Consider the following 13786-nt stretch of genomic DNA (forward strand, 5'->3'; position numbering starts at 1 on the left):
GGCGCCGACGGGCCCGGACGCCACGCGCAGCGCCGTCAGCGGTCAGCCGTGCCCACGGCACAATGGGAGCCATGAGCGCGCATCCCGAACTCGACCGTCTCGTCGACCTCGTTGCCCGGTTTCGGGGCGAACGCGGATGCGCGTGGTACGAGGCGCAGACCCACGCGTCGCTCGTGAAGTACCTCATCGAGGAGACGCACGAGCTCGTCGAGGCGATCGAGTCGGGCGACGCCGGCGACATCCGTGAGGAGCTCGGCGACGTGCTCTTCCAGGTGCTGTTCCACGCCTCGATCGGTGAGTTGCGCGGAGACGGACGCGCATTCGGCCTGGAGGACGTCGCGCGTGACCAGGCCGACAAGCTCGAGCGGCGGAATCCGCACGTGTTCGGCGAGCGCCCGACCCGCGACATGGACGAGATCATCCGCCTCTGGAGCGACGCCAAGGCCGTCGAAAAGCGCGACCGCGAGAGCATCGTCGATGGCGTGCCGGCGGGACTGCCCGCCCTCGCGCGCGCCGACAAGCTGCTCGGCAAGGCGAGGCAGGTCGGGCTCGAGCGGGCGGGCGGTCGCGCGGCCGACGAGGCAGGCGACTCGGGGGCGGCTCGGGCGGTCGAGGAGGCGACCCACGACGACGCCGAGCTGACGACCGCCGAGGCGGCCCTCGGCGAGCGGCTGCTCGGCATCGTGCGCGAGGCCCGCGCTGCCGGTCTCGACGCCGAACGGGCCCTGCGTATCGCGATCCGTCAGCTCGAGGCCCGTGTCCGCGCGCACGAGGCCGCCGCGCGAGGGTAGCGCGCGGCGGCCTCGCCGTTCGACCGGCCGCCGTACCGGTTGAGTGGGCGGCGGTCTGACCGATCCGATTGGCTCGTGCACCGCTTGGGACAAGTGTGGCGTGGCGGTGCAATGGCCACTGCGAACGGACGGCCGAGGGGCTACGCCCCGGCGGTCGTCATCGGGCGGCCGGTCTCGAGCAGCGTCTTGAGGCTGGCGAGGGTCCAGGGCCACCCGCCGCCGCCCTGCTCGACGTTGTCGTTGCCGGCGACGTCGCTCGCCGTTTTCGGCGCATTCGTCACGTCGTGGGTCAACGTCACGCGGCTGAGCCCACCCGCGAGCTGTGCGATCTCGTAGGTCAGGCGCTGCGGCGGCTCGTCGTGCCACACGGCCTGAGAGTCGAGCACGAGCCGGTGCGGCGGGTCGAGCTCGACGATCGTGGCCGTCATCGCGACGTCGCCCATGCCCATCCGCTTCATCTCATCGGTCGTGTGATTGATGTAGCTGCCCCCGGGCTTCGCCTCGAAGGTGACGTCGCCGCCGTAGCCCCACTTGTTCGAGTACTCGGAGTCGGTGAGTGCCTGCCACACCTTCTCTGCTGGGGCGTCGATGTAGATCGAGTGGACCTGGATGTTCGGTTGTGCGTCAGTCATGGTCTGGCTCCTTGCGGTGGGCGCGTTCCGCGCGCGATTTGAGAGTGGTGAGCGCACGGAGATGTGGCTCGGTGTACTTGTCGATCCAGCGTTCGTAGATCTGTCGGATGGGTACCGCGTTGACGTAGTGCACCCGTTCGCGCCCGGAGGCGCGGACGGTCACGAGGTCCGCGTCGGCGAGAAGTCGCAGGTGCTTCGACACTCCGTACCTCGACATCTCGGTGCGTTGGTTGACGACCTCGACGAGCTCGCCGAGCGTGCGGCCGCCGCGCTCGAAGAGTGCGTCGAGGAGCTCGCGGCGCGTCTTGTCCGCGAGTGCCTTGAACACGAGGTCGTCATCCACACTTCGACAATAGGTGACCAAATGGTCACGTGTCAACGGTGTGTACTTTGTGGCGCGCTGAGCGAGGACGCTGCGGACGTCGCGCGCGGCGTCTCACGCGGACCGGGAGCTGCGTCGCGTGCTCCGTGGGAGCGGCGCCTCCGGTCTTCGCGGCGTCCCGTGGCAGGCCAGAGCGAAGTGGCGGCCGCCGCGTCTCGATAGGGTGGAACGGAACAGCCGCCGCCGCGCGATGAAGGTAGAGGCCCGCCATGACACCCCCCGACTGGCATGCCATCCCCTCGGAGGCCGTCCTCGATGACCTCGGCGCGAGCCGCGACGGCCTGACGGCCGATGAGGCGCGGCGACGCGCCGCCGAGCACGGGCCCAACGAGCTGCCGGTCACGCCCCCGTCGCCCGTCTGGTTCGTGCTCGCGCGGCAGTTCCGCTCGCCGCTCGTCCTGTTCCTGCTCGTCTGTGCCGTCGTCACGATCTCGCTGCAGGACTGGAACGACACGATCGCGATCATCGTCGTGCTGCTGCTCAACGCGGTCGTCGGATTCTGGCAGGAGCAGAAGGCCGCTCGCGAGGTGCGCGCCCTGCAGTCGCTCTCGACGCCGACCGCGACCGCCGTGCGAGGGGGGCGTGCTGTGACGGTCGCGGCGGCGGAGATCGTGCCGGGCGACGTCGTCGCGCTCGAGCCGGGCGACCGCGTCCCGGCCGACGTGCGGCTCATCGAGTCCGCGGCCCTGCGCGTCGACGAGTCGATGCTCACCGGCGAATCGGTCGCGGTTGACAAGCGCACCTCACCCGTCGACGCCGACGCGACCATGGCCGACCGCACGAACTCGGCATTCAGCGGCTCGCTCGTCGTCGCGGGACGCGGCATCGGCGTCGTCACGGCGACGGGAGAGGGCACCGAGCTCGGCGGCATCAACGAGCTTGTGCAGGGAGCCTCGGAGCGCACGCCGCTGCAGCGCATCATCCGACGGCTCGAGGTCCAGATCGGCGTGGCGGTCGCGGGCGTGGCGGTCGCGATCTTCGTGGTCGGGCTCGTGCTCGGCATGCCGTTCGCCGAGATGCTACTCGTCGCGGTCGCGCTCATCGTCTCGGCGATGCCGGAGGCGCTGCCGCTCGTGCTCACGATCGCGCTCGCGGTCGGGACGACGCGCATGGCGTCTCGGCGCGCGGTCGTGCGCCGGCTCGCGAGCGTCGAGACCCTCGGATCGACCACCGTGATCGCGTCCGACAAGACCGGCACTCTCACCAGGAACCGCCTCACGGTCGAGCGCCTCTGGACGCCGGGAGCCGGCCTGCGGGACCTGTCGACGGGCGAGCGGCCCGCCGAGATCGACTGGCGCGATGACGAGCGGGAGGCGATGCGCGCCGGCGCCCTCACGAATGAGGCCCGCTTCGCGGAGCCTGCGTCGGCCGATGCCGATGCCGGCGCAGACGGTGCTGCCGACGGCGACTTGGCTGCCGAGGCCCTCGTCGGCGACGCCGTCGACGTCGCGATGGCGGCGGTCGCCCTCTCCGCAGGCGTCGTGTCGCGCGTCGACGTCGAGGCCGTGCCGCTGCGGGTCATGCACTACGAGCCCGAGTTCGGCTTCTCGCAGGCGGTGGTCGACCGGCCAGGCGGTCCCGTCCTCGTCGTCAAGGGGGCGCCGGATCGCGTGCTTTTGGCCTCGTCGCGCATGCGTGACGGTGGCGAGAACGTCCCGATCGATCGGGGGCTCGTCATCGAGGCGAACGAGCGCCTCGGCTCGGAGGGCCTTCGGGTCCTCGCGACCGCCGAGCGCCCCGTCGACGACGAGGAGGCGCACGCGGACGGCCCGCTGCCCCCGCCGCACGAGCTCGTGTTCCTTGGCCTCGAGGGCATGACCGATCCGCCACGCGAGGGTGTGGTCGAAGCCGTCGGTGAGTGCCAGCGCGCCGGCGTGCGCGTTGTCATGGTGACGGGCGATCACGCGATCACGGCGCGCGCGATCGCCGATCGACTCGGGCTCGGCGACGGCCGCACGATCACGGGCGGCGAGGTCGCGGGGCTCGACGACCGGGAGCTCGACGCGGTCATCGAGGACGTCGTCGTCGCGGCGCGCATGACGCCGCACGACAAGCTGCGCATCGTCGGAGCGCTCGAACGGCGCGGCGAGACCGTCGCCGTCACGGGCGACGGTGTCAACGATGCGCCCGCGCTGCGGGCGGCGGCCATCGGGGTCGCGATGGGCGCGTCCGGCACGGAGGTGGCGCGCGAGGCCGCCGACGTCGTGCTCCTCGACGACAACTTCTCGACCATCGTGTCGGCCGTCCGTCAGGGCCGCATCACGTTCGACGCCGTGCGCAAGGCCACGTTCTTCCTCCTCTCGAGCGCCGTCGCCTCCCTCCTGGCGGTGGCCGTGAGCGTGTTCACCGACGAGCCCATCATCTTCCTGCCGATCATGCTGCTGTGGACCAACATCGTCACGAACGGCGTGCAGGACGTCGCGCTCGCCTTCGAGCGCGGCGAGGGCGGCGAGCTCGAGCAGCCGCCGCGCGCACGCAGTGAGGGCGTGCTCGATCGCACGCTCTGGCTCCGAACGGGTGTCACTGGCGTCTGGATGGGCCTGTGGACCCTGACGGTCTACCTCGTCGCACTGCGCGCGGGCCTCGACCTCGAGCGCGCGCGAACGCTCGCCGTCACGACGCTCGTCATGTTCAACTTCTTCCAGGTGTTCTCGGCCAGGGCGATCCATCGCTCCGCCTTCACGGTGAGCCCGTTCTCGAACCCGCTGCTCCTGGCGAGCGCGTTCGGGGCGCTCGCGCTGCACTGGGGTGCGATGTCGTGGGACATGAGCGCCGCGGTGCTCGGATTCGCGCCGCTCACAGCGATCGACTGGCTCGTGTCCGCGGCGCTCGGTATCACGGTGCTCCTCATCGTCGAGGGCGAGAAGGCCGTGCGCGTCATCTGGCGGCGACGCACGATGCACGTGCCCCGTCTCCGATCACGGAACGGGGCCGGGGGCATCCGGCCCGCGCGCGACCGATAGCCCGCGCGCACCGTCGCTCGCGGCCACGACGGCAGGCGCGACCGTGGCGGCCACCACGAATGGCGCAACCAGCACGAGTGGCGCGACCACGGGGACCACGGCGTCCCTGACGACCATGGCGACCGTCGTGAGTGGCGCGACCACCGCGAGTGGCGCGAGTGGCCGACCATCGCGAAGCGCGAGGCCCCGCGGGATCCGTCGTGCCCGGCTCGGCGTGCTCACCTCGTCGAGCACCGTGGTCGGTCAACCTCTCTGCATGGCTGCTGACCGCGCCCGGGCTGCCAGGGACTGGGGCAGGATGGCGTCTTCCTTTGGCACCGACGATGGGGCGTTCGACTTTAGGACGCGAGACGCGTCTCGTGGGTAAACGGCTTGGTGTCCGGTCTGCGGTGGTGTGCAGACCACCTGGTCGGCGACTGAGGAAGATAACGCCATCATTCACGAATCGATGGCCGGGTTTCGCTCGGAGAGCCTGACGTTCAGGCGTCCGGTCGCGGCTCGAGGCGCACACCGAGCTCGGCCGCGAGGGCGGGCGCGAGGTCACCCCATGACTGCACCTCGAGGACGCCGAGCCCCTGCCACTCCGCCGCTTCGCGAAGGGCCTCGGCGACGCGGGGCGGCGCGTCGGACGGCGCGTGCCGCTCGAGCCACGCCGACTGCACCCGCAAGACGCCGCGCCTGCGGTCGTTCTTCAGGTCGACTCGGGCGCTCACGCGGTCGCCGATGAGGACCGGCAGCGAGTAGTAGCCGAAGCGCCGCTTCGGCGCGGGCGTATAGATCTCGATGCGGTAGTGGAAGTCGTGCATGCGCAGCGCTCGCTCGCGGAACCACACGACGGGGTCGAACGGCGTGAGCAACGCTGTGCGGTCGATGCGACGGGGGAGCGTCGCGTCGCGGTGACGCCACGCGGGCAGCGATCCCGAGCCGCGCATCCACCCGTCGACGATGACGGGCTCGAGCTCGCCGGATGCTTCGAGCTCGTCGATCGCGCGTTTCGTCGCGGTGACCGGCAGACGGAAATAGTCGGCCAGGTCGGATGCGGTCGCGACGCCGAGGGCGATCGCCGCTCGGCGCACGAGCTCGCGCCGCGCGTCATCGTCGTCGACCTCGATGCCGAGCACGCGCGCCGGGAGCACCTGTTCGGCGAGGGCGTAGCGCCGCTCAAAGCCGATCCGCGGGGCAGCGACGACCTGCCCCGTCAAGAACAGGTACTCGAGCGTGCGCTTGACCGCCGACCAGCCCCACCACGGGCCCGAGCGGCGGTTCTCGTCGTGCTCGATCTCGCTCGCCCGGAGCGGGCCGCGCTCGGCGAGCTCCGCGAGCAGCCAGGTGCGCAGGCGCTCGGTATCGCGGAAGAACTCGGCGTGCCGGGTATCGAGCCTGGTGAGCATCTCGCGCTTGCGGAACGCGAAGAGCGGAAGATCGTCGACCGGCAGGAACGTGGCCTCGTGCGCCCAATACTCCGTGAGCGGAGCCTCCGTGAGCGCAGGCCCCTTGCGCACCGTGCCGCGTGCGCCGGTGCCGGCGCTGGTGCTCCTCGCGCCGGTCAGCGCGTCGAGCCGCGAACGGTCGTACGGCCCGAGCCTCGAGAACAGCGGCATGTAGTGGCTGCGCTCCCACACGTTCACCGAGTCGATCTGCAGCACGCGCAGTCGCTCGACCTCGGCGGCCAGCGTGCGTCGCGAGGGCTCGGTCGACCGAGCGGGCCCGGCGAATCCCTTCGCTCGGAGCGCGATGCGGCGGGCCTGCGAGGCGGTGAGGGTCTGCATCGACGTCGCGGATCGTGCCATGCCTGCACGGTAGCCGGTGTCACCGTCGCTCCGAGTCCGGCACCGACGCGAGCATCCTGCCAGAATGGGCGCGATGGCTCAGCAGATTTCTCCTCCGCGCGGGATGCGTGACTTCCTTCCCGCTGACAAGCGCCGGCGCGAGCGCGTCCTCGGCACGATCCGGGCGATCTACCGCGCGCACGGCTTCGACGAGATCGAAACCCCCGTCGTCGAAGACGCGGCGCGGCTGCATTCGGGGCTCGGGGGCGACAACGAGAAGCTGTCGTTCGGGGTGCTGCGCCGAGGGATCGGCGCCGACGACCTGGCCGAAGCCGCCGCCGCAGCGGATCCGCAGCTGCTCTGTGACCTCGGCCTGCGGTTCGATCTGACGGTGCCGCTCGCCCGCTTCTACGCGAGCCACCGCGCCGAGCTGCCGACCGTTTTCCGGGCGGTGCAGATCGCCCCCGTATGGCGGGCGGAGCGACCCCAGAAAGGCCGGTACCGGCAGTTCGTGCAGTGCGACGTCGACATCCTGGGCGAGCCGGGCGAGCTCGCCGAGATCGAGCTGCTCACCGCCGGCTCGGCCGCGCTCGCGGCGCTCGGTCTGCACGACTGCGTCATCCGGATCAATGACCGCCGTCTGTTGACGGCGGTGCTCGCGGCATGCGGCTTCGCGCCAGGCGATCAGGCGCAAGCGCTCATCTCGATCGACAAGCTCGACAAGATCGGCCCCGCCGGCGTCGTCGCCGAGCTCGCCGAGACCGCACCGGGGCCGGCCGGGCACCTTGCCGAGGTGCTCGCGGCCTGGGCGCCGCAGCTCGAGGGCGGCATCGTCGCCGAGCGCGAGGCGATGCTCGCGGCGCTTCCCGAGTCGGTGCGCGACGCCGAGGGTGTTCCGGATGCCGTTGCATCGATCGACGTGATCGCCGCGGCGGTGCGCGCGGGTGGCGGCACGATCGGCATCGTCTACGACCCGACCCTCGTGCGGGGCATGGGGTATTACACGGGCACGATCTTCGAGGTCGCGCACCCGCAGTCGGGCTCGTCGGTGGGCGGCGGTGGTCGTTATGACGGCATGATCGGGCGATTCCTCGGGCAAGACGTGCCGGCCTGCGGCTTCTCGATCGGCTTCGAGCGCATCGTCGACCTCGCGCGGCTGGACGACGCGGCCGGCGCGCGCGACGTGGCACTGCTGGCCGACAAGCGGCTGCCGGCGGCCGACCTCGTGCGCGTCAAGGCTGCCGTGCTCGCCACGGGCGGGCATGACCGCGTGCGCGTCGAACGCAAGCCGAAGAACCTGCGCGGCCTGCTCGCCTCGCTCGAGACGCAGGGATTCTCCCATGTCGCCCACGTGCGCGACGAGCACGTCGCCGACCCCGCGTCACTGCGATTCGAGCCGCTCGGAGCGCCGGAATGAGTGACGGCTCCGGGGGAGCGAGCGGCCGTGCCGCCGGGCCGGACTCTGCGGCGCCGCGCACACAGCTCGAGCGCCGCACGGCGGGCCTGCCGTACGTGGGCGATGCCGAGGTCGCCGATCGCGGTGCCCGCGCCCTCGCCCTGACACAGCAGTACCGCGAGGCGATGCTGCGCGACCACGACGAAGCGCGCGGTGTGCTCGCGACGCTGCTCGGTACGTACGGCGAGGGTGCGCACATCGTGCCGCCGCTCTTCGTGGACGACGGCGCCAACCTCCACATCGGCGATCGCGTCTTCATCAACGCGGGGCTCACGGCGCTCGACGTCGTGCCGATCCACATCGGCGCCGACTCGCAGCTCGGCCCGAACGTGCAACTGCTCGCGCCGACGCATCCGATCAACCCGGAGCTACGAGCGGCCGGTGTCGAAGCGGGCGAGCCGATCACGATCGAAGACGGCGTCTGGCTCGGGGGCGGCGTCATTGTCACGCCGGGCGTGACCATCGGCGCGGGGAGCGTCGTGGGCGCGGGCGCGGTCGTGACGAGGAGCATCCCGCCCCGCTCGGTCGCCGTCGGCAACCCGGCACGGGTGATCCGCTCGGTCGATGAGCAGTCCGACCGCGAGGCAGCGAGGTGGGCGGCCACGGCCGACGCCCTCGGCCTCGCGGGGCGCGATCAGCCCGATCTCACGCCCCGCTTCGGGGTGTAGCGGCGCCCGCGCCTAGCGGGTTCGGGCGCGGTGACGGCGGACGGCTGCCCGGTTCGCGCACCGTACCGAGCAGTATTTCTGACGACCATTACGCGTGACGTCGACCACGACGTTCACGCACGCGTCGCCCGGGAACTCGCCCGCGGCGCATCGCCGCAGCCGGTCCATGCCGCGGGTCGTGAGGTGGAGCGCCGTGCCGACGCTGATGACAGCGCGCAGCACGACGGGTAGGAACTGCCGGTCGTCGCGGTAGTGGATGTGCCAACCGTCGCCGGCATGATTCGTCATGCGTGGATACGCGGTGACGGTGGCCATGTGGAGGTTCAGCAGCTCGGCGCGGCGCTCGGAGGAGTCGGCGTCGACGAGCTCCAGCCAGTCGTCGATGACGTGACGGGTGTTGGCCAGGTCGTCCGACAGGATCGGGAAGTCGACGATCATGCCGTAGTCGCGCGTCCGCGCCTCGAGCGCGTCGCGGTCGCCCGGCCAATCGTTCGCGAGCGACGCCGCCATGAGTACGGCGTACTCACCGTAAGGGTTGAGGTGCATAGTGGCATTACATCATGCTCGGCGTCATGGACACGGAATCACTCGACCTGGCGGCCAGCGCGACGCGCCCGCCCGCCGCGCCCACCGCATCCGGTACCTCGGATGCGCCGTTCCCGGAGCGCTCGACGTCACCGCGCGACCGCCGGAGCGACTGCGAACACGGCTGGATGCTCGAATCGCGCCACGCGACCAGTGAGGGCGCCATCGTCTACGTGCGGTGCGCGACCTGCGGCACGCACCGCGTGGATGTGCAGCCGCTGCCGTGGTTGCCGCCGGAGGCACTCAGCCGGTCGCTCCGATAGCGGCGAGCGGCGTGGCACTGGCCTCCCCGGAATTTTTCTCCGTGGAGAAATTCCAGTTCACCCGGGCCGCCGCTCCGGGCAGGATGGCGGAACACGGTCGATGCGAGCGCATCGGCGACGTCCAAGAGTGCTGCGAGGGTGCGGTGGCAGATCGAAGCGCGGTCCGCGCGGAGGCGCCCGACCTCGGCGCGCTCTTCACCCCGAGGCGACTCGCCGGCGTGACGCTGCCGAATCGCTTCATCATGCCTGGCATGCAGCGCGGGTGGTGCGAGAACGGGGCGCCGGATGCGCGACTCGCGACCTACTACCGGGCGAGGGCTGAGGGTGGCGTCGGCCTGATCATTTCCGAGTCGGTCGCGGTCGATCATCCGTCGGCGACGCGATCCGAGTTCTTCGCGCGCTTGACCCCATCGACGCTTCCGGCATGGAAGTCCTGCGTTGGCGCGGTCAAGGACGCCGGAGGGCACATGCTGCTGCAGCTCTGGCACGAGGGGCGATCCGCGAGGAGTCGCGGCGCGACGCGTGGTCGGCGCATCCGACGCTCAGTCCGTCCGGTCTCGCGTACGCCGGCCGGACGAACGGCCGGGCCGCGACGATCGGCGAGATCCGCGAGATTCGGGACGCGTTCGTTCGCAGCGCCGTGCTTGCGCGAGCCGCTGGAGCCGACGGCGTCGAGGTGCATAGCGCGCACGGGTACCTGCTCGACCAGTTCCTCTGGCACGTGACGAATCGACGCGATGACGAGTACGGCGGGCCCCGTCTCCGCGATCGCGCGCGCCTGCTCACGGAGATCGTCCGCGGGATCCGCGACGCGTGCGGCCGCGACTTCATCGTCTCGGTGCGGGTCTCGCAGTGGAAAGAGGCCGACTTTGGCGCGCGGATCGCGGCGTCGCCGCAGGAGCTCGGGGAGTTCCTCGACGTGATCGCCACGGCTGCCGACGTCGTGCACGCGTCGACGCGCCGGTTCTGGCAGCCGGAGTGGGAGGGCTCTGAGCTGGGACTGGCGGGCTGGGCGACGAAGCTCGGCCGGCTCCCGGTGATCACGGTCGGCAGCGTCGGGTTGCGAGCGGCGATCATGGAGCGGGCCGCCGAAGAGGGGAGCGGCGCCGGTCCGGGCGGTGGCGTCGGCTTCGCCGGCGTGGGCACGGATGCGTCGGTGGCGGTCGAAGAGGCCCGCGTCATCGAACCCAGTCTGCGCGAGCTCGCCCGGCGCTTCGACGCCGGGGACTTCGAGCTCGTCGCGGTCGGCCGCAGCCTGATCGCCGACCCCGAGTGGGTGCGGAAGATCGAACGCGGCGATTTCGCGGGCGTGCGCGTCTACCGGCGCGCCGACCTCGGCGTGGCGCAGCACGCCGGCGGGAGCATCGCGCTGCCGACGATGCCGTAACGCGCGGGCGCCGCGGCCTCAGGCGATCGCGTCGGCGAGTGCACGCTCGAAGCGGTCGATGTCGCGGTGGCTCGTATAGACGTGCGGCGACACGCGCACGAGGCCCTGCTTCGCCACCACGTCGATGCCACGATCGCTCAGTCGCGCGACGAGACCGGCCGCATCCGGAACTCGGAACGAGAAGATACCGGCGCGCGAGGCCGGGGTGACGACGTCGAGGCCGAGGGAATCGACGATGTCGCTCACGCGGTCGGTGAGCATCCGGACGCGCTCGTGGACCGTCGCCCACCCGAGATCGTCGAGGTAGGCGAGGGTGGCGTCGAGGACTGCGAGCCCCGGGAAGTTCGGCTCCGAGTACTCGAACCGCGGGCTCGGCGCGGGATTCGCGTAGCCCCGATACGCGGGCGTGAGGTGTGCCGCCGTGCGCTCGCGGAACACGCCGATCGCCGTGCCGAAGCCCGACAGCAGCCACTTGAAGACGCCAGACCCGTACACGTCGACGCGTGCGAGATCGACGGGGATCGCCCCCAGTGCCTCGATTCCATCGACCACGAGCAACGCGTCCACGGCCCGGCACGCGTCACCGAGGCGGTCGAGGTCAACGCGCGTGCCGGTGGTCGCGTTCACGTGCGTGACGGCGACCATGCGGGTGCGCTGGGTGATGGCGTCGACGAGCGCGTCGGTGCGAGACGACTCGTCGGGCACCGCGACGGCGATCGGATGCGCGCCGGCGGCCAATGCAGATGACCAGGGCAGCACGACGGAGGGGAAGTCGTCGGCCGGGTACACGACCTCATCGCCGGCGGACCAGTCGAGGCTCGCCGCGGCGAGGTTCATGACTTCGGTCGTGCTTCGCAGGAAGGCGATCTCGTCGACGCCCACGCGCAGCATCGCGGCGACGCGGCCGCGGGTGCGCGCCGCAAGCTCGTGCCACTGCGGCTGCGCGTCGGCCCCGAGCCGGGCGATCTGCGCGTAGTGCTCGGCGGCGACGCCGGCGACCCCGCGCCAGGGGAGGCCGGCGCCCGCGGAGTTCAGGTAGACGCGCCCGTCGCGGTACGGGAAGTCTTCGCGCAGCCTGGCCTCGATGTCCGCTTCCCGCGCGCCCGCCCGGCCAGCCGAGGACCTGTCGAGCTCCATGTTCATGGGCTCACGCTAGTGAGGCGCCGACCGGGCGGGTCGCCGGGGTCCGCCAGGCGGAAGCGATGTTGCCAGCCGGGGCCGTGGCCCGCATCATGAAGCCACAAAGAGCGTCAAGGAGGACGATTCGATGAGCAGCACCCGCCGAGTCATTGCGCCGTGGGACGGCGACGACAAGATCGCGTACTTGCAGGGTGGGATCGAGACGACGGGCGGCAGCACCCTCTGGCTCTCTGGTACGACCGCGACCCGGAACCGCGAGGCCCAGCACGTGGGCGACATCGCCGCGCAGGCCGTCTTCGCACTCGAGAAGACCGGCACGGCGCTGCGCGAGGCCGGATACGAGTGGTCGCACGTCGTGCGGCTCAACTGGTACATCAAGGCGAGCCACACCGACGAGTTCTGGCGCGTCGGCAACGACGCGGTTGCCGCGTTCCTCGCCGAGAACGGCTGCAAGGCCGCGGGAGTGCTGCTCGTCGTCGAGGGTCTCGCGCATCCGGACATGCTGTGTGAGTTCGAGGCGACCGCCGTCAAGTGACCGGCCTCACGCTCGACCACGACGCGTGGGCGAGAGGGGTGCGCCGCGACTTCATGCACCGCGACGACCGCGTGTACCTGCAGTCGGCGGGCACCGGCCTGCCGGTGCCCCGGGCGGCCGAGGCCGCGGGCGACTACTACCGCGAGGTCGCGCTGCACGGCTGCGAGGCGGGACCGCACTGGCAGGCCCGCGCGCGCGACGTGCGCGCCCGGCTCGCGCCGCTGCTCGGTGTCGCGCCCAATGAGGTCGACTTCTTCCGCAACACGAGCGAGATCGTGAACCTCGCGGCGAACAGCATTGATTGGTCGCCGGACGACGAGATCGTCGTGTTCGCCGACGAATATCCGTGCAACGTGCTGCCCTGGATGCACGCGGAGGGCGCTGGTGCACGACTCGTGCGCCTCAACCCGACCGAAGCGCATCGTCGCGAGGATCAGCTGCTGGAGGCCATCACGCCCCGTACCAGGGTCGTCTCGGTCTCCCACGTGCACCCCTGGACGGGCACTCGGCTCGACCTCGAGCGCGTCGGACGTGCCTGTCGCGACGCCGACGCCCTGTTCATCGTCGACGGCATCCAGTCGCTCGGCGCGGTGCCCGTCGATCTCCGCTTCGTCGACGTGTTCGGTGCCGGCGTCTTCAAGTGGATGCTCTCGGGCTTCGGCACCGCGATCGGCGTTTTCCGCGAGCGGGCGCGCGACCGGCTCGTGCCCGTGTTCCGCAGCTACGGCAATCCGGCGCCCTCGACCGCGTTCTCGTACGCCGCGCCGAACTATCCGGGCCTGTACGTGCTCGACGCGACCCTCGAGCATCTCGAGGGGCTCGGGTGGGAGCGCATCCACGGCCGCATCGAGCAGCTCACGGCGCATGCTTTCGCTGCGCTCGACGCGATCGGCGTCACCCCCGTGACCCCGATCGATCGGCGGGCGGGCATCGTCGCCATCGATGTCGCGGATTCCGCCGCGGCCGCGGCCGAGCTGGGGCGCCGCGGCGTCTCTGTCTCGGACAAGGAGGGCCGCGTGCTGATCTCGCCGCACTTCTACAACGACGAGGCCGACATCGAGCGCTTCGTCGAGGCCTTCGGTTCGCTCACGCCGAGCGATGGGCGCTAGGGGGGCGAAACGCCCCCCCGCCTCGGGTCCTGCTGCTTTCGTCGACGCGCTCGGTCTCGCGCCTGAGCATCCGGACCATGACACGCCGAGGCATTCGCGTCCGACT

The 13786-nt window shown here is 71.2% G+C and carries 13 protein-coding genes and 1 pseudogene; 9 read left to right on the plus strand and 5 right to left on the minus strand.

The genetic code is table 11. The features are described 5' to 3' along the window. Window positions 1–71 precede the first annotated feature (71 nt). A complete protein-coding gene (locus tag F8O04_RS05035; protein ID WP_225734877.1) occupies window positions 72–791 on the plus strand; it encodes a MazG family protein in 720 nt (239 codons plus the stop codon). Between the two features lie 140 nt (window positions 792–931). Here the strand turns inward: F8O04_RS05035 and F8O04_RS05040 are convergent, their stop codons facing one another. Then, window positions 932–1423: an SRPBCC domain-containing protein gene (locus F8O04_RS05040; protein WP_158028204.1), complete on the minus strand. Its 492-nt coding sequence runs from the start codon at window positions 1421–1423 to the stop codon at window positions 932–934. Further along, on the minus strand, window positions 1416–1766 hold the full coding sequence (locus tag F8O04_RS05045) for an ArsR/SmtB family transcription factor (RefSeq protein ID WP_225734878.1): 351 nt from the start codon (window positions 1764–1766) through the stop codon (window positions 1416–1418). Before F8O04_RS05045 ends, F8O04_RS05040 begins: the two co-directional genes overlap by 8 nt. A gap of 248 nt (window positions 1767–2014) precedes the next feature. Here F8O04_RS05045 and F8O04_RS05050 point away from each other — a divergent pair, with 248 nt between their 5' ends. Continuing rightward, window positions 2015–4768: a cation-translocating P-type ATPase gene (locus tag F8O04_RS05050; RefSeq protein ID WP_158028205.1), complete on the plus strand. Its 2754-nt coding sequence runs from the start codon at window positions 2015–2017 to the stop codon at window positions 4766–4768. A gap of 479 nt (window positions 4769–5247) precedes the next feature. Here the strand turns inward: F8O04_RS05050 and F8O04_RS05055 are convergent, their stop codons facing one another. Continuing rightward, window positions 5248–6558, minus strand: a complete 1311-nt coding sequence (locus F8O04_RS05055) for a winged helix-turn-helix domain-containing protein (RefSeq protein ID WP_225734879.1) — start codon at window positions 6556–6558, stop codon at window positions 5248–5250. Between the two features lie 73 nt (window positions 6559–6631). On the opposite strand from F8O04_RS05055, the gene hisS reads away from it, so the two are divergent. Both hisS and F8O04_RS05065 read left to right on the plus strand, forming a co-directional pair. Further along, window positions 6632–7954: a histidine--tRNA ligase gene (hisS, locus tag F8O04_RS05060; protein WP_158028206.1), complete on the plus strand. Its 1323-nt coding sequence runs from the start codon at window positions 6632–6634 to the stop codon at window positions 7952–7954. Next, window positions 7951–8661: a sugar O-acetyltransferase gene (locus F8O04_RS05065; RefSeq protein ID WP_158028207.1), complete on the plus strand. Its 711-nt coding sequence runs from the start codon at window positions 7951–7953 to the stop codon at window positions 8659–8661. Before hisS ends, F8O04_RS05065 begins: the two co-directional genes overlap by 4 nt. 12 nt (window positions 8662–8673) lie before the next feature. Here the strand turns inward: F8O04_RS05065 and F8O04_RS05070 are convergent, their stop codons facing one another. Continuing rightward, on the minus strand, window positions 8674–9207 hold the full coding sequence (locus F8O04_RS05070; RefSeq protein WP_158028208.1) for a CGNR zinc finger domain-containing protein: 534 nt from the start codon (window positions 9205–9207) through the stop codon (window positions 8674–8676). A 26-nt stretch (window positions 9208–9233) separates the two neighbouring features. Here F8O04_RS05070 and F8O04_RS05075 point away from each other — a divergent pair, with 26 nt between their 5' ends. The 3 genes and pseudogenes from F8O04_RS05075 to F8O04_RS05085 all read left to right on the plus strand — a co-directional run bounded on the left by F8O04_RS05075 (window position 9234) and on the right by F8O04_RS05085 (window position 10896). After that, window positions 9234–9509: a hypothetical protein gene (locus F8O04_RS05075; RefSeq protein WP_158028209.1), complete on the plus strand. Its 276-nt coding sequence runs from the start codon at window positions 9234–9236 to the stop codon at window positions 9507–9509. Window positions 9510–9760: 251 nt separating this feature from the next. Continuing rightward, window positions 9761–9961, plus strand: a pseudogene (locus F8O04_RS15270) (hypothetical protein); the annotation flags it as partial. Beyond that, window positions 9934–10896 (plus strand): oxidoreductase, encoded by a 963-nt coding sequence (locus F8O04_RS05085; protein WP_158028211.1) that lies wholly within the window; start codon window positions 9934–9936, stop codon window positions 10894–10896. The pseudogene F8O04_RS15270 and the gene F8O04_RS05085, both read left to right, overlap by 28 nt. A gap of 18 nt (window positions 10897–10914) precedes the next feature. Here the strand turns inward: F8O04_RS05085 and F8O04_RS05090 are convergent, their stop codons facing one another. Beyond that, entirely contained in the window at window positions 10915–12039 is a 1125-nt protein-coding gene (locus F8O04_RS05090) for an aminotransferase class V-fold PLP-dependent enzyme (RefSeq protein ID WP_158028212.1), read from the minus strand. Window positions 12040–12163: 124 nt separating this feature from the next. On the opposite strand from F8O04_RS05090, the gene F8O04_RS05095 reads away from it, so the two are divergent. Together F8O04_RS05095 and F8O04_RS05100 are read left to right on the plus strand one after the other, a co-directional pair. Further along, the gene (locus tag F8O04_RS05095; RefSeq protein WP_158028213.1) at window positions 12164–12571 is read left to right on the plus strand and encodes a RidA family protein; all 408 of its coding nucleotides are present in this window, start codon (window positions 12164–12166) and stop codon (window positions 12569–12571) included. Continuing rightward, entirely contained in the window at window positions 12568–13680 is a 1113-nt protein-coding gene (locus tag F8O04_RS05100; protein ID WP_158028214.1) for an aminotransferase class V-fold PLP-dependent enzyme, read from the plus strand. The genes F8O04_RS05095 and F8O04_RS05100 overlap by 4 nt, the downstream gene beginning before the upstream one ends. The last annotated feature ends 106 nt before the right edge of the window (window positions 13681–13786 follow it).

Source organism: Pseudoclavibacter endophyticus, assembly GCF_008831085.1.
GTDB classification, from domain to species: domain Bacteria; phylum Actinomycetota; class Actinomycetes; order Actinomycetales; family Microbacteriaceae; genus Pseudoclavibacter; species Pseudoclavibacter endophyticus.

Excerpts from the sequence above, each read along its gene's own strand:
- F8O04_RS05095 (WP_158028213.1), top strand. The coding sequence starts at position 12,164 with ATGAGCAGCACCCGCCGAGTCATTGCGCCGTGGGACGGCGACGACAAG.
- F8O04_RS05050 (WP_158028205.1), top strand. The coding sequence starts at position 2,015 with ATGACACCCCCCGACTGGCATGCCATCCCCTCGGAGGCCGTCCTCGAT.
- F8O04_RS05090 (WP_158028212.1), bottom strand. The coding sequence starts at position 12,039 with ATGAACATGGAGCTCGACAGGTCCTCGGCTGGCCGGGCGGGCGCGCGG.
- F8O04_RS05075 (WP_158028209.1), top strand. The coding sequence starts at position 9,234 with ATGGACACGGAATCACTCGACCTGGCGGCCAGCGCGACGCGCCCGCCC.
- F8O04_RS05085 (WP_158028211.1), top strand. The coding sequence starts at position 9,934 with ATGGAAGTCCTGCGTTGGCGCGGTCAAGGACGCCGGAGGGCACATGCT.
- F8O04_RS05065 (WP_158028207.1), top strand. The coding sequence starts at position 7,951 with ATGAGTGACGGCTCCGGGGGAGCGAGCGGCCGTGCCGCCGGGCCGGAC.
- F8O04_RS05070 (WP_158028208.1), bottom strand. The coding sequence starts at position 9,207 with ATGCACCTCAACCCTTACGGTGAGTACGCCGTACTCATGGCGGCGTCG.
- F8O04_RS05055 (WP_225734879.1), bottom strand. The coding sequence starts at position 6,558 with ATGGCACGATCCGCGACGTCGATGCAGACCCTCACCGCCTCGCAGGCC.
- F8O04_RS05040 (WP_158028204.1), bottom strand. The coding sequence starts at position 1,423 with ATGACTGACGCACAACCGAACATCCAGGTCCACTCGATCTACATCGAC.
- hisS (WP_158028206.1), top strand. The coding sequence starts at position 6,632 with ATGGCTCAGCAGATTTCTCCTCCGCGCGGGATGCGTGACTTCCTTCCC.
- F8O04_RS05035 (WP_225734877.1), top strand. The coding sequence starts at position 72 with ATGAGCGCGCATCCCGAACTCGACCGTCTCGTCGACCTCGTTGCCCGG.